This window comes from Sphingorhabdus sp. EL138, assembly GCF_900258045.1.
GTDB lineage: Bacteria > Pseudomonadota > Alphaproteobacteria > Sphingomonadales > Sphingomonadaceae > Parasphingorhabdus.
Genome location: NZ_OGVD01000004.1, coordinates 118939 through 137746, shown reverse-complemented (window position 1 = coordinate 137746; position 18808 = coordinate 118939). Strand labels below are relative to the sequence as shown.

General features: G+C 53.8%; 16 protein-coding genes. 7 read left to right on the top strand and 9 right to left on the bottom strand.

All coding sequences use genetic code 11. From position 1 onward, the window contains the following. Window positions 1-3 precede the first annotated feature (3 nt). The 3 genes from DK507_RS10535 to radA are packed head-to-tail and all read right to left on the bottom strand — an operon-like array spanning window position 4 to window position 2327. Window positions 4-444: an iron-sulfur cluster assembly scaffold protein gene (locus tag DK507_RS10535; RefSeq protein ID WP_109356372.1), complete on the bottom strand. Its 441-nt coding sequence runs from the start codon at window positions 442-444 to the stop codon at window positions 4-6. Further along, window positions 441-953, bottom strand: a complete 513-nt coding sequence (locus tag DK507_RS10530; protein WP_109356371.1) for a CvpA family protein — start codon at window positions 951-953, stop codon at window positions 441-443. Before DK507_RS10530 ends, DK507_RS10535 begins: the two co-directional genes overlap by 4 nt. Before the next feature lie 9 nt (window positions 954-962). Next, window positions 963-2327 (bottom strand): DNA repair protein RadA, encoded by a 1365-nt coding sequence (radA, locus tag DK507_RS10525; protein WP_109356370.1) that lies wholly within the window; start codon window positions 2325-2327, stop codon window positions 963-965. Between the two features lie 121 nt (window positions 2328-2448). Here radA and DK507_RS10520 point away from each other — a divergent pair, with 121 nt between their 5' ends. Next, window positions 2449-3006: a DUF1287 domain-containing protein gene (locus DK507_RS10520; RefSeq protein ID WP_216822381.1), complete on the top strand. Its 558-nt coding sequence runs from the start codon at window positions 2449-2451 to the stop codon at window positions 3004-3006. Between the two features lie 56 nt (window positions 3007-3062). Continuing rightward, window positions 3063-5417, top strand: a complete 2355-nt coding sequence (locus DK507_RS10515; protein ID WP_109356369.1) for a patatin-like protein — start codon at window positions 3063-3065, stop codon at window positions 5415-5417. Between the two features lie 16 nt (window positions 5418-5433). On the opposite strand, the gene DK507_RS10510 is transcribed toward DK507_RS10515, so the two are convergent. The 4 genes from DK507_RS10510 to DK507_RS10495 form a co-directional block, all read right to left on the bottom strand. Beyond that, a complete protein-coding gene (locus DK507_RS10510) occupies window positions 5434-6384 on the bottom strand; it encodes an MBL fold metallo-hydrolase (RefSeq protein WP_109356368.1) in 951 nt (316 codons plus the stop codon). A gap of 17 nt (window positions 6385-6401) precedes the next feature. After that, window positions 6402-7028: a DUF6445 family protein gene (locus DK507_RS10505; RefSeq protein ID WP_109356367.1), complete on the bottom strand. Its 627-nt coding sequence runs from the start codon at window positions 7026-7028 to the stop codon at window positions 6402-6404. Between the two features lie 190 nt (window positions 7029-7218). Further along, complete coding sequence (locus tag DK507_RS10500) at window positions 7219-7860, bottom strand: glutathione S-transferase family protein (RefSeq protein WP_109356366.1); 642 nt, start codon at window positions 7858-7860, stop codon at window positions 7219-7221. A gap of 57 nt (window positions 7861-7917) precedes the next feature. Beyond that, entirely contained in the window at window positions 7918-8538 is a 621-nt protein-coding gene (locus tag DK507_RS10495) for a TetR/AcrR family transcriptional regulator (RefSeq protein ID WP_109356365.1), read from the bottom strand. 128 nt (window positions 8539-8666) lie between these two features. Here DK507_RS10495 and DK507_RS10490 point away from each other — a divergent pair, with 128 nt between their 5' ends. The 3 genes from DK507_RS10490 to DK507_RS10480 are packed head-to-tail and all read left to right on the top strand — an operon-like array spanning window position 8667 to window position 13201. Further along, window positions 8667-11006 carry a TonB-dependent receptor gene (locus tag DK507_RS10490; RefSeq protein ID WP_109356364.1) on the top strand — a complete coding sequence of 780 codons (2340 nt, stop codon included), beginning with the start codon at window positions 8667-8669 and terminating at the stop codon, window positions 11004-11006. Window positions 11007-11017: 11 nt separating this feature from the next. After that, window positions 11018-11923, top strand: a complete 906-nt coding sequence (locus DK507_RS10485) for an alpha/beta fold hydrolase (protein WP_254054344.1) — start codon at window positions 11018-11020, stop codon at window positions 11921-11923. Continuing rightward, complete coding sequence (locus DK507_RS10480; RefSeq protein WP_109356363.1) at window positions 11924-13201, top strand: MFS transporter; 1278 nt, start codon at window positions 11924-11926, stop codon at window positions 13199-13201. Here the strand turns inward: DK507_RS10480 and DK507_RS10475 are convergent. Then, entirely contained in the window at window positions 13198-14892 is a 1695-nt protein-coding gene (locus tag DK507_RS10475) for a long-chain fatty acid--CoA ligase (protein WP_109356362.1), read from the bottom strand. The two genes, DK507_RS10480 and DK507_RS10475, sit on opposite strands and share 4 nt — an antisense overlap. A gap of 253 nt (window positions 14893-15145) precedes the next feature. Beyond that, window positions 15146-15658, bottom strand: coding sequence for a helix-turn-helix domain-containing protein (locus DK507_RS10465; RefSeq protein WP_109356360.1), 513 nt, complete (start codon window positions 15656-15658; stop codon window positions 15146-15148). Between the two features lie 320 nt (window positions 15659-15978). Between DK507_RS10465 and DK507_RS10460 the strand changes: the two genes are divergently transcribed. Both DK507_RS10460 and DK507_RS10455 read left to right on the top strand, forming a co-directional pair. Further along, window positions 15979-17889 (top strand): transposase family protein, encoded by a 1911-nt coding sequence (locus DK507_RS10460; RefSeq protein ID WP_162559008.1) that lies wholly within the window; start codon window positions 15979-15981, stop codon window positions 17887-17889. Next, window positions 17864-18697, top strand: coding sequence for an ATP-binding protein (locus tag DK507_RS10455; RefSeq protein WP_162559007.1), 834 nt, complete (start codon window positions 17864-17866; stop codon window positions 18695-18697). The genes DK507_RS10460 and DK507_RS10455 overlap by 26 nt, the downstream gene beginning before the upstream one ends. Window positions 18698-18808 lie beyond the last annotated feature (111 nt).

The following is an 18808-nucleotide window of genomic DNA, read 5'->3' as shown; positions in this document are numbered from 1 at the left end:
TCCTTAGGCCGCCTCGCTGGCGTTTGCTGCCGATTTGAAGGCAGCAAGGATAGCATCAAAAGGCAATAAAATCGCAGCATGTCGTCCAGGATGATCTTTCGCGGCCCGAAGATGGTCCATATTATCCCACGGACCGGGATCATCGTGAGAACCACTCAAAAAACCGGACAGGTAATCTCTAGCGACCGCAATGTCTTTTGCAGACTTGCCGATCGCTTCCGTCCCCACAATGGCAGTAGAAGCCTGCCCCAATGCACACGCATTTACCTCTATTCCCAATTGCGCAATAGATCGGTCTTCAGACAATATGATATCGGCAACCACCCGGCTTCCGCATGTACGAGACCGGACCTCCGCCGTGCCATCGGGCTCTTCCAGCCGCGATTGATGCGGAATGGACACCGCCAGACGCAATATATCCCGTGTATAAAGCGCGTCGCTCATTCTTCTACTTCCGCCATTTCGCGCTGCTCCTCCACGAATTGAACCAGAGCATCACCGCTGGCATTAAGCAATGGGTAAGTGCGGCTATCGGCAATCCATTCAGGCCGCGCCTCTGCTGCACCATAGATGCTGTCATAAACCAGCACCACCAGCAGATACGCCAAGGTCGCCCCGATCAGCCCCTTGATCATGCCAAATCCAAAGCCAAGCACACGGTCAATCGGACCGAGCAGTGATTTGCGTGATTTGCGCCCAACAGATTTGGCGAACCAGCGTCCCAAAGCATAGGTAACGATCACAATCGCGCAAAAAGCCAATACTGCCGCTCCGCCGTCATTACCAATTGGCGCGATCAGGAAATCCGTGACAGGCGTATGCAAGAACCGGACAGCGAAGATAACCAGCACCCAAGCAATGAGGGACAGCGTTTCCTGCACAAATCCGCGAAGAAAACCAAGAACAGCGGCGCCGCCCATCAACGCCAATACAAAAATATCCAAACCAGTCATGAAGACTAGCTAATCGCGGCCAAGCATATGGTCAACGAGATTGGCAAGCTTCGCAAAGTTCACACAATTCACACCTGGGGCAGAGTTTTCTTTGGATGCGGGTATCAAAGCTCTTCCGAAGCCTAGTTTCGAAGCCTCCTTCAACCGCATTGGTGTGTTGGACACTGCCCGAATCTCACCAGAGAGTGCGATTTCTCCAAAGATCACAGCATCGCTTGGCATCGGTTTTTCGGCATGAGCAGAAATCAGCGCGGCTGCGACGGCAAGATCGGCCGCGGGATCAGTCAGGCGGTATCCCCCGGCCACATTCAGATATACTTCTGCACCCGAAAAACTGAGCCCACAACGCGCTTCGAGCACCGCCAATATCATGGCGAGGCGAGAGCTATCCCACCCAACGACGGAACGCCGCGGGGTCGCACCACTGGCCAAGCGGACCGTAAGCGCCTGGATTTCGACCAGAACCGGCCGTGTTCCCTCCAGAGCCGGAAAGACAGTGGCGCCCGTCACTTCTTCGCTACGATCTGTCAAAAACAGCGCTGATGGATTCTGGACCTCGCTAAGACCCATTTCCTCCATCGCGAACACTCCAATTTCATCAGTGCCGCCAAAGCGATTTTTGATCGACCGCAATATTCGATACTGATGGCTGCGTTCGCCTTCAAAGCTCATTACCGTATCGACCATATGTTCAAGAACGCGCGGCCCGGCGATATTACCGTCTTTCGTCACATGCCCGACGAGCATGATCATTGTGCCGTGTTCCTTGGCAAATTTGATGAGTTCCTGCGCCGATGCCCGCACCTGACTGACGGTTCCGGGCGCGCCTTCAATCAAATCGCTATGCATGGTCTGGATCGAATCGATCACCACAAAATCCGGCGCGTCTTTTCCAAGCGTGGTCAGTATGTCGCGAACCGATGTTGCAGAAGCCAGCTTCACAGGCGCCTTCCCCAAGCCCAGCCGCCGGGCGCGCAGCCGAACCTGGTCCGCAGCTTCCTCGCCGGAAATATAGGCTACCGAAAGGCCAGCCTCTGCCAACCGGGCAGAAACCTGCAGGAGCAAAGTTGATTTACCAATTCCCGGATCGCCGCCCATCAGCGTTGCCGAGCCAGCCACAAGGCCGCCGCCTATAGCCCGGTCAAATTCCGCGATTCCGGTTAGCTTGCGTTCGGGCAAAGCTATGTCGCTGTCGAGACCGACCAGCCGAACCTCCCTGCCCCCGCTCTGCAAATTATGCTTGGCCGCAAAGACCGTATCCCCGGCCTCTTCAACCAGCGTATTCCATTCCCCACAATCCACGCACTGTCCCTGCCAGCGATGGGAAATCGAGCCACATTCCTGACAGACATATTTTTTCTTCGGTTTGGCCATAACAGCTATTTATCAGAACAAATACGGAACACCAGCCTTTTCATTCATTCAGGATTCACGCATCCAAATGCATGTTTTCAGGATGAAAATTTCCCGAAGGCAAATCGTCGCGGCAGCTGGTGTGAGCTTGCTTCTCCCGCCGTTATTGAAAGCAAAGCCGCTGGACCGCGCGGCAAAATTGGTTCTGGCGGCACGCAGCCAGGTTGGCGTCACTACCATTTACAGCCAGGCCTATCACGGCATCGGCTATCCTAACGGAGATTTTCCTCGCAAATCTGGTGCGTGCACCGATGTCATCATCCGCGCCTATCGCGATGGCCTTGATCTGGATTTACAAAAGCTCATCCATCTCGACATGAAAAAGGCATTTTCGGCCTATCCCAAAATCTGGGGTCTCAAGACGACCGATCGAAATATCGACCACCGCCGCGTCCCGAATATGCGTACCTTTCTCAAACGGCAAGGGGCGGTCGAGCCATTTTCGAAAGACCCTGAAGATTGGTTGCCCGGCGATATCGTCACGAGCGTTATTGACGGTAGACTTGCACATTGCGGGATTGTTTCGGATCGCAAACTAAGAAGCCGCCCGCTGCTGATCCACAATGTCGGACGGGGCACCCGTGAGGAAGACCGCCTCTTTGCGTGGCCAATCACAGGCCATTATCGTTGGGCAGTCTAGCGATATTGCTCCAATTCCACGCTTGCACACTCCCTGCCATCCTGTAGTGAAAAATCATGCGGCAAAAAGAACTCCGACTGGCCCTGATCTGCTATGGCGGCGTGAGCCTCGCCATTTACATGCATGGCATCACCAAGGAAATCTGGAAGCTTGCCAAGGCCAGCCGGGATTTTCATGACGGCCAGAAAAACGATAGCTGCAGTCGCGGTACCTATTACGACATATTGGAGTGGATAGAGCAGGAAAGCACCGTCAAATTGCGGGTGCTGCCTGATATCATTGCAGGTGCCAGCGCAGGCGGGATCAACGGTATATTCCTGTCACAAGCGATCATATCCGGGGAATCTCTGGAACCGCTGACCGATATGTGGCTGGAAACGGCTGATGTCGATACGCTACTGGATCCCGATGCGCGGCCGCTGTCACGTTTCTCCAAATTCTGGGCAGAGCCCATTGCCTGGATGGCGCTTGGCCGCAAGGGCGGCGCGGTGGAACAGACAGTTTCCAAGGAAGCGCGCGAAGAGGTAAAAATGAAGCTGTCCCGCTTCGTGCGGGCAAGATGGTTTGCGCCTCCATTTGGCGGAAAGATATTTTCCGGGCTGATCATGGACGCGCTGGCAACGATGAAGAAGACCAAGCGCGGTCCCAAATTACTGCCACCGGGGCAGCCGCTTGATTTATTTGTCACCGTGACTGACTTTGTCGGTCATCCGGAAAAGCTGCAACTCCATAGTCCGCCAGAGGCTCTGGAGATGGAGCACCGCATCACCATCAGTTTTTCCACGCGGGGCAAGCCGGGCGGCGATATCGCTGATCCCGCCGAACTCGTTTTTGCCGGCCGGGCAACAGCCAGCTTTCCGGGCGCGTTTCCACCATTCACGGTCACCGAATTGGACAATGTTCTATCCGACCGCAATCAGGTTTGGACCAATCGGTCACGTTTTCTAAAGCGGATATTGCCCAATCAAAGCCGGGCTGGCACCGCCAATGATACGGTGTTGATTGATGGTTCCGTTTTGGCGAACGCCCCCTTTGCGCAGGCCATTGAAGCTTTGAAAAACCGGCCAGCGAAGCGGGAGGTGGATCGACGTTTTGTCTATATCGACCCAAGACCGGACCTGGATGTCGCCAAAAGCGACCGGGCGCTGCAACGGCTTCAGGCCGCACAAGAAGCAGAAGACGAAAACCTCCCCGGCTTCTTCTCGACCATATTCGGAGCGATATCCAATATTCCGCGAGAGCAACCGATCCGCGACAATCTTGACGACATATCGCGGCGATCCAACCGGATTATCCAGATGCGGCAGATCACCGACAACCTGCGCGGTGAGGTTGAGCAGAATGTCGAGGCCATTTTCGGCCGCACATTGTTTCTGGACAAACCGACGGCGGCCCGCCTTGCCGCATGGCGGCGCAAGTCACGGGACAAGGCCGGTAAACTCGCCGGCTTTTCCTATAGTGCTTATGGTCATCTTAAACTCGCAACCGTGCTTGAGGACATCGCCCATACGGTGAGGCGGGCGAAGGCCGATTCCAATGCCCAAAGTCATCATGCGTTGCGCGAAGTGCTGTGGGCGGAACTGCGTGAGCACGGCTTTGAGAATATCGCCAAAAAAGGCGGTGCCGGCCCGTCAAAGCTCGCCGCCGATTTCTTCCGGCAGCATGATCTGGGTTATCGCATCCGCCGGCTGCGGTTTCTAGCCCGGCGGTTTGCCGAAGATCTCGATAGCGCGCATCCCGATGACTATGCCGTGATCGAGCAGATGCATGATGTGATCTACGACTGTCTTTCCCTTTATATCGAGCGCGAAACGATTGAATATCTGGGCGATGATTTTGTCGCTCTGGCCAAAAATGCCGAGCATGCACCGGCCGCAATGCTCGGCAGCCTGGCGAAGGCTCGTGATCTCGCCTCCGCCGATGCTTTGGTCGATGCCAAGCTGGCCGAAGCGATGGCGGGACTGCCCAAGCCGGAGCGCCGATCCATGCTGCTCGCCTTTCTCGGCTTCCCGTTTTACGACGTCGCCACCCTGCCCCTTTTGCAAGGTGAAGGTCTCGACGAATTTGACCCGATCAAGGTGGACCGCATTTCTCCTGAAGATGCAAAATCGATCCGTCAGGGCGGTGTTGCCGCAACATTAAAAGGCATTGAGTTCAATAACTTTGGCGCATTCTTTAGCAGGAACTATCGCGAGAATGACTATCTTTGGGGCCGGCTCCATGGCGCCGAACGGATGATTGATATCCTTCTCTCGACCCTCCCCGAAGCGAAGCGCCCTGACCCGGAAAAGACGCTGGCATTCAAAAAGACGTTGTTTCGTGCAATCATTGATGAAGAGGAGCAGCGGCTGACCAAGATCGGCCCGCTGATCATCTCGCTTCGCAAGGAAATTGAGCGCGCAACGCCGTAATGTTTAACACTGGCGCTTAGTGTTTATGGCCGCCCTTTCCATGGTCCGGCATTTCCAGACTCTTGAATACAGCCTCAACAAATGCGTCGCCCTTGATGAACGCGTCCTTGTTGGTGTCCCACTGAGCGGCAGGCTTCATCGCCTGAATCTGCTCTAGCGTCTTGCCCTCACCACGCGCTTTTTCGACCGTTTCGATAACGCTTTTCATCATATTACGATAGTCTGTCAGATCTGCCTTGGTCGCCATCGGACCATGCCCGGGAATGATCCTGGTTTCGTCATTCACCATGGTCAGCGCCTTTTCCGCAGCCGCCAAGACGCCCCGCGCATTACCGCCGCTATTGATGTCGATAAATGGCAGGGTCACTTTGTTGAAGTAAAGATCACCCATGTGCAAGACATTGGCGTTTTTCCAGAACACGATGCTGTCTCCATCGGTATGCGCGTGCGCCATATGCTTCACATGCACTTCATCGCCATTGAGATGCAGCTTCACGCCATCATGATAGGTGACCACCGGCAGTGCCTCTTTGGGTGATGCCGGGTCATTTCCGTTTCCGCTGGTTTGCTTGCCCGCCATCCGCTCACGAACATTGTCATGTGCCATGATCAGCGCGCCGGCCTTACCGAAATTCTCGTTCCCGCCGGTATGGTCATAGTGCCAGTGGGTGTTGATCAGATATTTGACCGGTTCTGCGCCCAAGGCTGCAACCGCTGCCTGAATTTTCGGCGTCAATGGCGCGAACTGGTCGTCAATCAACACCGTGCCATCGGGCCCATAGGATACGCCAATATTACCGCCCGCGCCAAAGAGCACCGCAATACCATCGCCAAGCTGCTCGGTCTTAATCTCCACCTTCGCGAAGCGATCCGTTTCCTGCGCATTGGTCTCGGCACAAGCCGTCAACGCCAAGGGAGATGCGGCCAGTAGCGCCAGCGAGATGGTCTTGGTTACAATATTTTCCATGGGGCTTTCTCCTAAATTCAAGGCCTTGTAGACGAAGTTATGGCTTTGGCAAAGAACATCAAATGTACCAGCCGGCCGGTCTCGTGGGATGTTCCAAAAGCCGCACCGCTATTGTGAAACAGCCAGGGACTGAACAGGATCAGGCGATTGAAACGCATCGGGACCAGCATGGTCCGCTCCCATCTCGCTTTATTTTGCGTGTCGCGGTTCACGACATCCTCAATCAACGCGTTGATATCCGCATATCCCGCCTTGGTAATGGCAAGTGGATCACTGGGCACGCGTTCCAGCCCGGTGCGTTTGTGGCGGAAAAACTCGGTGCCCCCTTTGCAATGCTCCGGCAAGGACAGATAGAGAATGCCGGAATAGAAGGCCGGATCTATATGCACACCGCTGCGCCCCTTGTCGCCTTTCAGGGTGATCCGGCAATGGCTGTGACTCGTTCCATCGGCAGCTTTTACCGGTGCGCCAATTATCTTTGAAACGCGCTCATCCAGTCCCTGAATATCCAGCGGCCTTGTCGAAATATGTCCGGGGTAATTGCCGCGCTTGAAAGCTGCATCATAGTCCAGCGCCAAGGCTGCCTGACGCGCAGCCAGTGGATCGGACAGAAAGTCATCAATGATCAGTAGTGATGGCAGCATCAATTCAGCCTTTGTAATTTTGTTACGAAGTTTACAATGTGCACAATGTCCTTTTGGGGTATTTCAATTTCGAGAAATGAGGTAAAAATTCCTTCACATAATATTGATAAATAAAGACAATCCTAAAAATTCTTTATTTGATCTGTGATGAGTACCGACTATCATAATTCCACGCCTGTAGGACAGGGTTTTATGGTCCCCCCTCCGTCTCCCATCGCGTGGCAATCAGGCTGGGGCGCTTGCCGATCTTGTTGAGCCAGTGGCGCAGTGGCAAAAGCTGACCGATCAGATTGTCTCCTTCTGATGTCATCTGGACGGGCCGCAAGATGCAATAGAGGAAAATATCCGCCAGCGAAAATTCCGCTCCCGCAAAATAGGGAGCTTCCTCCACCCGCTGGCAGACGATACCGAGATGCTCCGCGATTTCTGGCAAGGCGGCCTCTATCACATCCGATCGCAATGGTGTCTTCAGAAACCGGTGTGCCAGCCGCGGCATCAAAAGGCCATGTTCGGCAACCGGGAACAGATAGTTGTTCGCCACCGATATCCAGCGATCCATTTCCGCCCGCGCGGCATGATCGTCCGGCTGCAGCGCGCCGCCATTATGGGCGTTGTCGATATATTGGCAGATCGCGACGCTCTCATAGAGATTCAGCCCGTCAATCTCGACCGTGGGGACCTTGCAGAACGGATGTCGCCGCCTGTTTTCCTCGCTGCCCGCTGGAGTGGCGGTTATGCCCCAGCCAATCCCGGCTTCCTCCGCCACAGTCTGAACAATGCGGCTATAGGTCGAGATTATCGTGCCATGAATCTGAAGTGTCGGTTGAACCATCAGACAAGGCTAGTGCGAAAATATGCACCTGTCATCATCTGGCCGCTTTTCGAGATTTCAGGCGCTCGCAATACCTTTGGTGAGAATATCGTTTGCGATTGCGGCCACCTCGGCCGGGGATTTGTCCTCTGTCCAGATACCATAGCGCAGACCCAGAAAAACATTCATACCCATAATGGCCCACGCATGAGCCTCATCCATATCATCGCGCAAGTCGCCCGCCTTACTGCCTTCCTGTAATCGCTCGGCAATGCGCGCGGCTGTTTCCTCATAATGAGATCGATAGCTTGCGGGATCGACAAATTCCGCCTCGTCAATAATCCGGTAAATTTCCTTATGCTCGCGGGCAAAGCTCATAAATGCTTCAAGCGCCAGTTTTTCGCGCTCCAGCGCATCCTGCCATTCGGTCATCGCACTGGCGGCGTGGGTTTTGACCCGTGCGCTCATGTCTTTCACCAGCGCGCTGAACAATTCATCCTTCGAATCGAAATAGGTATAGAAACTGCCCAAGGCGGTTCCGGCCCTTTGGGTAATTCCGGTAATCGAGGCTTCATGAAAGCCTTTTTCACCAAATTCCAGCGCCGCAGCATCCAGTAATTTTCGTTTGGTCTTCAAACCCCGTGCGGTGCGGGGTTGCTTGTCTTTCGATTCGACATGATCGGAATATTCTGTGGCCATGAAGTCACGGCTAACGGCATTTTGCGGGATTGGCAAATTTCATAGTTGAAAGGTGGTTCATGTTTCAGTAAAGGCAGTGTAACGATCTGGAAATGCCAGGCTAAAAAATGTTTAGGAGGAGGTTCCCCATGAGATTTCAACACAGCGTCAGTTATGCAGCTTTGGTATCCGGATTGGCGACGGCAATGCTCGTTCCAACGGCCGCCCACGCGCAGCAGACGGAAGCGGCCAGCCAGGACACCGACGACGGGACCATTGTTGTCACCGCACGCCGCCGCGAAGAGCGTCTGGTCGATGTCCCCCTTTCCATCACAGCGATTAGCGGCGATGATCTGGTCGCCTCGGGCGTGCAGGATATCACCGAGATCGGTCAGGAGGTCCCCAACCTGACACTGGAAGTATCACGCGGTACCAACACCACATTGACCGCTTTCATCCGCGGCGTGGGTCAGCAGGACCCTGTTGCCGGCTTTGAGGCAGGCGTGGGCCTGTATGTCGACGACGTGTACCTTAACCGGCCGCAAGCCGCTGTTCTGGACATTTATGATGTCGAGCGGATTGAGGTGCTGCGCGGACCGCAGGGCACATTATATGGCCGCAATACCATTGGCGGTGCGATCAAATATGTCTCACGTCGCCTGCCCGACGACACATCGGTCAAGATCCGTGGAACATACGGCTCCTATGATCAGGCCGATCTGATCGTCACTGCTTCTACCCCGATTACCGATAGCCTGCGCATCGGTGCCAGCGGCGCGCGGCTCAGCCGCGGCGGCTTTGGCGACAATCTGGTTCAGCAGGGTGTTGAAAATTACAATAAAGACGTCTGGGCCGCGCGTGGCAGCATCGAATATGATGATAACGGATTTTTCGTGCGCCTGTCCGGCGACTATATCCGCGACGAAAGTGATCCGCGTCAGGGCCACCGGCTGATCCCCAGCCTGTTGACCGGCGCACCGGTTCTGGATGATGTTTTTGACACACGCGCTGGCCTGACTGTCCCCGAGCAATTGGTCGAAGCTTATGGCGGATCGCTGCTGATCGAAGCGCCGGTATCGGACAATATCACGCTAAAAAGCATCACCGCGTATCGCGAAGATAAATCTTCCTCCAATATCGACTTTGACAGCTTGCCGTCGGAGGATCTCGACGTTCCGGTCATCTATGAGAATGACCAGTTCAGTCAGGAGTTCCAGGTCCTGTATGAAAGCGACAATCTGAACGGCGTCTTGGGCGCTTATTATCTCGACGCCAACGCATTCAACGTGTTCGACGTGCTGCTGGCGACGACCGGCGCGCTGCCTTTCGTCAACCTGCCCGGCCTTAACGCCCAGACTCTTGGCGACGTCGATACCGAGACCTGGTCGATTTTCGGCGATTTTACCTATGATATTTCCGATCATCTCAGCCTGTCTGTGGGTGGCCGCTATACCAATGACAAGCGTAGCTCGCGGATTTTGCGCACGTCATTTGTGAACGGCTTTTCAGACCAGTTCGGTGGGGCGGGCGTTCCTTTTGCCGTGACGTCCGATTTTGAAGGGAGCGACACGTTCAAGGAATTTACCCCGCGCGCGTCGATCAGCTGGAAGCCGGATGAAAACCACAATATCTATTTCACCTATTCGCGCGGTTTCAAGGGCGGCGGATTTGATCCGCGCGGTCAGAGCAGTGCAACACCCGATTTCGATCAAGATGGCACAATTTCCGCCGACGAGGTTTTCGACTTCCTGCAGTTCGATCCGGAAACCGTCGACAGTTATGAGCTGGGCTGGAAGGGGTCTCTGCTCGACAATCGCCTGAATGTCAGCGTTGCGCTGTTCAAGGGCGATTATTCCGATGTCCAGATACCCGGCTCAGTCGGTTTCGATACCGATGGAGACGGTACCAATGACAGTTTTGCGGGTATCACCTCAAACGCCGCGAGCGCCGATGTCAACGGCTTCGAATTTGAAGGCCGCGCTCTGGTCGGCAGGGATTTTGCCGGACCGGGCAGCCGCTTCAATGTCAGCTGGTCGCTTGGCTATCTGGACGCCAAATTCAACACGTTTATCGACAATCTGGGTAATGATGTCGCGGACGAACGGGTGTTCCAGAACACGCCGGACTGGACCGGCAGCATGTCCTTTAACCTGGGCGTGCCGGTGGCAAGCGGGATGCTCGATCTGATCAGTTCTATATCCTTCCGCAGTGACGCCAGCCAGTTTGAATCGCCCAATCCGTTCCTCGATCAGGACGGTTTCTCTCTGGTCGATGCCAGCCTGGTCTATACCGATGACAGCGATCTTTTCTCGATCGGTGTGCATGGCAAGAACCTGTTCGACAAACGGTATAAGGTGGCCGGATATAATTTCGTCGCAGGAGGACAAAACGGAGCGCCCTTTGTCTCTACCTTGGGTCTGGAGGGCACTCTGACGGCCTTCTTCGGTGACCCCCGGCGCGTTTTCGTCACTGGCGAAATCAAGTTTTAAGCCGGCCGGACGTGGCGAAATACTCTCCACAGGCGGATCGCGACAAAGGTGATCCGCCTACCTACCAGGATCATTTCTACCGCAGCGGTGATGATCGGCTGACGCTTTACGCGCGCATTTACGAGAGCGACGGGCCGCCTTTGTTGCTGATGCATGGACTGACCCGCAATAGTGCCGATTTTGAAGGCTTGGCGGCGCATCTGGCCGGAAAATATCGCCTGATCGTTCCCGACCAGCGCGGTCGCGGGAGATCAGACTATGATCGGGATCCGGTCAATTACATACCGGCGACCTATGTGGTCGATATGATGGCACTGATCGACAGTCTGCAGCTCGACCAAATCGGTCTCATCGGGACGTCCATGGGCGGTCTCATGGCGATGATGATGGCCGCCACAGAGCCAAAACGTTTCACCAGCCTTATCCTCAACGACATTGGTCCGGTGGTGGAACAGGATGGCCTGGACCGCATCCAGAGCTATGTCGGCGCGCTCGCTCCCTTTGATAGCTGGCAGGAAGCAGCGGATCATTGCCAAAAGGTACATGGTGATGTGATGCGCGGCTATGATGACAAGGACTGGCTCGGCTTCGCGCAGCGTACCTGTCAACCATTGCCCGACGGCCGGATAAAATTCGCTTATGATCCCGCTATTTCCGAAGGTCTTGCCGGCAACGAACAAACCGCTGTTCCACCAGACCTGTGGCCGGTATGGGAGCAGCTTGATGATATCCCTGCCCTGATTATCCATGGTGCGTTGACAGACATAATCTCCCCGACCACTGTGGCGGAAATGCAAGATCGCCATTCCGGACCAATTAGCGCAGTCGAGATTGCAGATCGCGGTCACGCCCCAATGCTGGACGAACCGGCCGCAATCTCGGCAATTGACGGTTTCCTGCAAAGCCTGGAATCCTGAATGGCGAGCAATGCCCGGATCCCTGCACGCGCCACCTCCCCCAATGTTGCGCTGGGCATGTTGCTGGTCGTTTACATATTCAACTTCATTGACCGGCAGATATTGGCGATACTCGCTGGCCCGATTCAGGCCGATCTGGACCTCAGCGACACGCAGATGGGATTGCTCGGCGGTATTGCCTTCGCCCTGCTCTATTCTACCCTGGCGGTGCCGCTTGGCTGGATAGCCGACAAGACCAGCCGCAGCTGGGTCATCACCATTTCCCTGGGCGTATGGAGCGGATTTACTGCGCTTTGCGGTTTCGCCCAAGGTTTCTGGTCGATCTTCCTCGCGCGCCTCGGCGTTGGCATCGGCGAGGCGGGCGGTGTTGCGCCCTCTTACGCGCTAATCGCGGATTATTTCCCCAGCGAAAAGCGTGCCCGTGCTCTGTCTATCTATTCGCTGGGCATCCCCTTGGGATCGGCAACAGGCGTGATCGCAGGCGGCTATATTGCCGCCACTGTAGACTGGCGCCTCGCCTTTATTGTCGTCGGGCTGTCCGGGGTTTTGATCGCGCCATTGTTTAAATATCTTGTGCGCGATCCAGTCAAGAAACCGGTGATCGCGGAAGCTGCATCTCCACAAGCCCGCTTTGTCGATATCGTCAAAATTCTGGCCAAAAAACGCGCTTTCTGGTTTCTCGCCTTTGGCGCGGCCTCCAGTTCGATGCTCGGCTATGGCATTGCCTTCTGGCTGCCCAGCCTGTTGCAGCGCAGCTTTGGCCTGGATCTTATTGAAACCTCCCTGTTCTTTGGATCAATATTGCTGATCGGCGGCGTAGCCGGTGTCATTGGCGGCGGGATGTTGGGAGACTGGCTCGGCAGCAAGAACAAGGGCGCATACGGACTGGTCCCGGCGGCTGCCTTCCTGCTCGCTGTTCCTCTGTTTGCCGCAGGCATCATGAGCGGTTCGGCTACCCTCGCCTTCATCCTGTTCCTGATCCCGCAGGGTCTGGCCTATATCTGGCTGGGACCGGTTTTGTCAGCAGTGCAGCATCTGGTCACCGCCGAAACCCGGGCCACCGCGTCGGCGCTGTTCCTGCTGATCAATAATCTCGTGGGCATTGGTGGCGGGATATTCTTTCTCGGTGCGCTCTCTGACAGCCTCGTCCCGATTTATGGCGAGGACAGCCTGCGCTATTCCATGCTGATATCGCTGGTATTCTATGTGATCGCCGCGGGCTTCATGGCGCTGGCGGCAAAGCCCTTGCAACGGGAATGGGTCGAGGAAACCGCCTAGCCCAATTCCTCTGCACGCAATGCTTTGCGGTCGAGTTTCCCGATCATCGTTTTGGGCAGGCTCTCTCTTACCACGACATCCTCAACCCGCTCATGCTTTCCAAGCTGCGGGTTCAGCCAGTCTTTCAGCGCAGCGCCGTCGACATCCATGCCTTCTTCCAAAGCCACAAAGGCTTTCGGGCTTTCACCGCGGTAATCGTCCGGCACCCCGATGACGAGCGCTTCCTTGACCGCATCATGCTTGTAAAGCACTTCCTCGACCTGGCTCGGAAAGACCTTGAAACCGCCAACCGCGATCATATCCTTTAACCGGTCTACAATTTTGACATAGCCATCGTCATCAATCTCCGCGACGTCACCGGTGCGCAGAAAACCGTCGACAAACACGTCGTCATCCGCATCTGGCCGGTTCCAGTACCCCTGCATCACCTGCGGCCCTGAAAAGATCAGTTCGCCCGGTTCCCCTTCGGGAACGTCCTTGGTCGGATCTTCCTTGTCGACCAGCCTGACCAATGTTCCCGGCACCGGCTGTCCGATGGTGCCCGACTTGTTCAAACCCGAATAGGGATTGGCGCTGACAACGCCGGAGCTTTCGGTAAGACCATAGCCTTCGACCAGCTTGGCTCCGGTCTTCGCTTCAAATTTCTTCTTGAGCTCCAGCGGCAGCGGTGCGCCACCCGATACACAGACTTTCAGCGACGAGAAATTGGTCTTGTCGATATCAGGATGGTCAAGCAATGCCTGATACATGGTCGGTACGCCCGGCATGGCGGTAATCTGGTTGCGGGTAATCGCTTTCAATGTCTGTTTCGCATCAAAGCGCGGTAGCATGACAATCTCGCCGCCCCTTTGCACGGTCCGGTTGAGCACCGCGCTGTTGGCAAACACGTGAAAGAAGGGCAGCACACCCATCAACCGGTCATCATCGTCAATAAACGGATCAATGCCGTTAATTTGCCGCGCATTGGCGGTCAGGTTCTGGTGACTGAGCATCGCGCCTTTCGGCGTACCCGTGGTGCCGCCAGTATATTGCAGCAGGGCAATATCCTTTTCCGGATGGATATTGGGCGCAACATATTTGCCGTCATTATCGGTCAGGTCGGCAAAGGGCGTGATCCGGTCATCCTTTGGCTGCGGCGAGTTTTCCTTGCGCCGGAACAGGCGGTAAAACAGCGCCTTGGCACCGGGCAGCGCGCCAGCGACACTGCCAACGACCAGTCGTTCGAGGCTCGATTGCTGCAACACTTCATAAGCGGTCGGGAACACGGCACTGGCCGAGAGCGTGAAAAGAATTTTTGTGCCGCTATCTTCCACCTGATGATTGAGTTCATCCACAGTATAAAGCGGCGAAAAGTTGACCACCGTCGCGCCGATTGCCATCGCGCCGTAATAGGCAGTTACATAGTGAGGAACATTAGGCAGGAACAGACCGACCCGGTCACCCTTTTGAACTCCCAGATCCTGCAACCCTTTAGCCACACGGATAACACCGGCAGCAACTTCGGCATAGCTATATTTCCGCCCCATAAAGTCGAGCAGATTGGCATCTCCCCGCCGTCCGGCCGAGCGAAAGAACATGCCCGGCATCGACAACGGCGGGAAAAACTGATCCCAGTCCGTGGGGTGATTATAACGCGATTTCCAGATAGGAGTGGAATCGGCGGACGGCTGTGTTTCGGGGGTGTCAGTCATTGACATTCATGTAAGTGAATATCGAGCGGCTGACAATGGTGATCCGCGAACTTCGATGGAAGCGCTTTTTCAATTTGTCATCGGTGAACCATTATGATTTGTCGTCGGACTCAGAATTGTCTCTAAAGATCAATCTGTCGCTGGGACAATGGGAACCAAAAGCAAACTATTGGTGTTCCCAATCGGAAATAGCGGAAATCCTGAAAATTGTTCCTATAGTTTGTCGTATTGGGAACCTTTTGGGAACGCCGAATTAGTGGAACGCCCTGATATGATCGGCACGCCGAGCAAAAAACATGGCAGTCTTTAAAAGATCACATAACCGTTCAACAGTAACTTCGCTCTCATCTCGGCAAGTAACATACATTCTGTCTAGTAGAAACTGAGAGAGCGCAAGCAATCCGGGCATAGAATTTGCAACGGCGACCTCTCCTTTGATACCAAGTTTATAAGGATCTCCATCCGTTTCCTTTAAAAGCCTCAAAAGTGCAATTCGAGCTTCAAGTTCGGTTTTTGGGTATTGTCTATTATAGCCAACAATTTTTTTAATTAGAGTGGTATTGAGCCAAACTTGGTAGTCGTCAGGTATGCGATTACGGCGTTTCCAGTTTGCAATGGTGGCTGATGAAACTCCAATGGTAAGTGCAACCGTCCTATCCTTTGCTGATCCTAGGGCTTTTGCAACACATCCAATAAACATTGGAACTCCCTCATCTTCATGAGGGCAGAGGAATGACATTAAAGATTGAATATTGGTGTCATTCATGTCATTGCCTGTCGTGTTTAGTAATCTCTGATGGGTGTATTTATGACCAAAAGCAACACTCGTTCAAAACAAGTGGATGCAGAAATTGTGGATATGAAGCAAAAGGCGCAATGCGAAACCGACGCTCAACTTGCTCGATTTCTGGGGAAAAATCAATCAACCGAATCACAATGGCGGCGAAGGCGTTCGGTTCCCGAAAGTGCAAAGAAGAGATTGGAGTTTAGGTTAATTACCTCATGATCCAGAAAGATGGTCAATGGCTCTCGAGTCCCGAATTTGCTGATTTAGTAGGATTTCGACGGCAATCTGCAAATCGTATATTGCGTAATGCAAAATCTGGCAGACTTTGGAAGGAAGCAAGGCTGGTAGTCCGAATTGTTAACGGGCGCGGCGGTGCAGCAGGAAAACGATATGAAGTTCTGCTTAGCAGTCTTCCATGGACCTATCAGAAGCTTCTTATCGATCGCTCAGAGCCTTCTAAGATCGTCGAATATTATCGCCCTATTCCAGCTGCAAACCAGGGCTCGATAATTGAACGCCGGCTGGAAATGATAAACGAGGCGCTAGATTATCCGCCCGGCACGCCAGAACGCACATTTGAACTTCAGCGCGCCGCAAAAAAATACAGAAAGACCGTTCGTACCCTGCAACGCTATTGTAAGGAACTGACGGACAGTGGCGGTGATGTAAATGCTCTCGCGCACAAACGCCCGTCCAATGCTGGCCAACGGCGAGTGCATGTATCGCGCGTTTTCGACAAAGCTTTTGTGGAAGCCGGGTATCTTGCTAGTGAACTCCCAGAACTATCGAACTGGATTGACGGCACTATAGCTGCATACTGGCAAAGCCCCTCGCAGCGACATGGATGGTGGCGTGTCCAGTTAGAATCACAGACGGCCCTTCAAATGGAATGTGAAAAACGCGGCTGTCCTCTGCCCAAGTCCGCATGCAAACTATCAAGGCGGCGCATCATGCAATCGGAAAGCCAGCGGATCGTCGACATTTACCAGAATGATCGCAAGCTCTTTGATGACATGAAACCCCGCATCCGTCGCGATAACCGAACGTTCCAGCCAATGGAACAAATCGTCATGGACGTGAAACCGCTAGACTGCATTGTTCGCCGAGCCGATGGCAGCGAGACTTGGCCAAAGCTTATCGGTTTCATGGACACTGGAACCCACCGAATATTCTGCCATTTTGTTACCCTAAATAAGGGCGAAGGCATTCGGCAAGAACATGTTCTGGATGGCTTTTTGCGAATGGTAAGCGACCCTCATTGGGGTTTTCCGCAGCAAGTCTATCGCGATAATGGCTCTGAATACAAAATGTTCGACAAAATCCGGTCGGCACTAGCGATGATCGCTGACGAAGGTATTCGCACGATTATCAATGCCAAGCCATATTCCGGGGCATCCAAGCCCATTGAAAGCAAATTTGCGAAACTGGACCGTGCAGTATTTTCGCAAATGGAAGGCTGGGCCGGTGGCGATCGGATGAATAAGAAAACCCAAAATGTTGGCAAGTCAACAAAGCCTTATTCCGGCTCATTTGATCAGTTTGTGCAAGAAGCCTTGGAACGGATTGCCGATTTTGAAAGCTGGGAAATACGCAGCGGTCCTTTTGCAGGCGTTAGCCCAACACAATGCTACCATGATCATCTTGATAATGGCTGGCGTCCAGTCAATGTTGATACGCTCACGCTCGATGCTGCCTTTTGTGAATTTTCCACACGAAAGGTTGATCGCGGCGTCATTTCCTACGGCGGCGGAAGATACCGGCATCCAGAATTACCAAATCGTCAAACCATCCCAGTCGCGATTCCTTATCGGCGCGGTTCTTATCCATTGGCCAAAATCCCAGACCATGGATGGGTTGCCACTGAGCCAGAAATTTTGCACCTCCCTGGCAATATTTCGGGCGCTATTGAAACAAGTCGATTGCAGTCGAAAAACGAGAAAGCCGTCAAACGATCAAAACAGGCAGCAGTGAATATCAACGCCAAAGCCACTATGGCACGCCGCATCATCAATATTCCAAGCAAAGCTGCACCCGCTCCTTTAATCGAACTCTCTCAATCCGAACGAGCAAGGCAGTTAGCGGATGCCCGGTTTGATAGGGAAACGAAACGCAAGGCACAACCAACGGTCGAAGAGCGGCGCATAGCGCGACAGATGGAAGAAACAGAGAGATGGGAGAAAGCGCGTGGGCCTCGTTCAACTAAAACCTAGGACAGAAAGCAAAATCGTTGGAACTTCTGTAGTCCGTCTGTTGATGAGAGTGATGCAGGATACGCATGAACGGCGCGGGATATCTGTCATTTCCGGACCGTGGGGAATTGGTAAAACAACGACAATCAACGAATTAACGAGAAAAACAGAAGACAGATTCGGTGAATTCATAGTTGTGAAAGTTGAAAACGGGACAAACAAACAAGGTTCCACGGCCCGGTCGATCTTGCAACGTATCGCTGAAACCATGCGTATGGAAAACGGAGAGCGTGGCGGAATGCAGCTAAGCGGTTCCCTTTGGCAGCTTCGACAGATGGTTTTCAATCTTGTCTATAAGCGTTGCGATCCAAACGACCTTGACGATTTGGACGTTCACTATCCGATAACGATCATCTTTGATGAAGCGCAGAGGCTTTCTCGCGAAGCCATCGAAATGCTGCGCGATTTTAATGATAGGGACAGAACAACTGGACCAATTCCACTCGGCTTAATTTTTATCGGCAATAATGAATTTGCACTTGATGAAAGTCTTGGCCGCGACAGTGTGATTGCAGGAGCGGTTAGGAGCCGACTGCTATACGAAGAGCAGTTGACCTATGCCAATCTATCTAACGATGATTTGGCAATGATCGCAGAGGCAAAAGGCATAACCGACAAAGCCGCCATCAAAACCCTAGTTGGCTTTTTTAACCAGCCGAGAGTGAAGCGCGACCTCCGACAAATGGAGCGCGTGATATTGAACTGCGAGAGATATACCGGTGGTGCACCAACTACGGTAGAAACAGTGAGACATGTTTTGAACCCCTGATCGGACATCAGATCAGCATACCAAAAAATATAAGGGTTAGTGTGGACCAGTGTCATCTTTGTCCTGCGGTTTCAACGGGCGATCGCAGCACATGCACCGAAGCGTTCTACC

What these genes read in the sequence shown, in the direction of transcription:
- DK507_RS10510 (WP_109356368.1), bottom strand. Translation starts at nt 6,384, where the DNA reads ATGGAAAATATTGTAACCAAGACCATCTCGCTGGCGCTACTGGCCGCA.
- DK507_RS10535 (WP_109356372.1), bottom strand. Translation starts at nt 444, where the DNA reads ATGAGCGACGCGCTTTATACACGGGATATATTGCGTCTGGCGGTGTCC.
- DK507_RS10475 (WP_109356362.1), bottom strand. Translation starts at nt 14,892, where the DNA reads ATGACTGACACCCCCGAAACACAGCCGTCCGCCGATTCCACTCCTATC.
- DK507_RS10505 (WP_109356367.1), bottom strand. Translation starts at nt 7,028, where the DNA reads ATGCTGCCATCACTACTGATCATTGATGACTTTCTGTCCGATCCACTG.
- DK507_RS10500 (WP_109356366.1), bottom strand. Translation starts at nt 7,860, where the DNA reads ATGGTTCAACCGACACTTCAGATTCATGGCACGATAATCTCGACCTAT.
- DK507_RS10515 (WP_109356369.1), top strand. Translation starts at nt 3,063, where the DNA reads ATGCGGCAAAAAGAACTCCGACTGGCCCTGATCTGCTATGGCGGCGTG.
- DK507_RS10465 (WP_109356360.1), bottom strand. Translation starts at nt 15,658, where the DNA reads ATGAATGACACCAATATTCAATCTTTAATGTCATTCCTCTGCCCTCAT.
- DK507_RS10480 (WP_109356363.1), top strand. Translation starts at nt 11,924, where the DNA reads ATGGCGAGCAATGCCCGGATCCCTGCACGCGCCACCTCCCCCAATGTT.
- radA (WP_109356370.1), bottom strand. Translation starts at nt 2,327, where the DNA reads ATGGCCAAACCGAAGAAAAAATATGTCTGTCAGGAATGTGGCTCGATT.
- DK507_RS10490 (WP_109356364.1), top strand. Translation starts at nt 8,667, where the DNA reads ATGAGATTTCAACACAGCGTCAGTTATGCAGCTTTGGTATCCGGATTG.
- DK507_RS10495 (WP_109356365.1), bottom strand. Translation starts at nt 8,538, where the DNA reads ATGGCCACAGAATATTCCGATCATGTCGAATCGAAAGACAAGCAACCC.
- DK507_RS10530 (WP_109356371.1), bottom strand. Translation starts at nt 953, where the DNA reads ATGACTGGTTTGGATATTTTTGTATTGGCGTTGATGGGCGGCGCCGCT.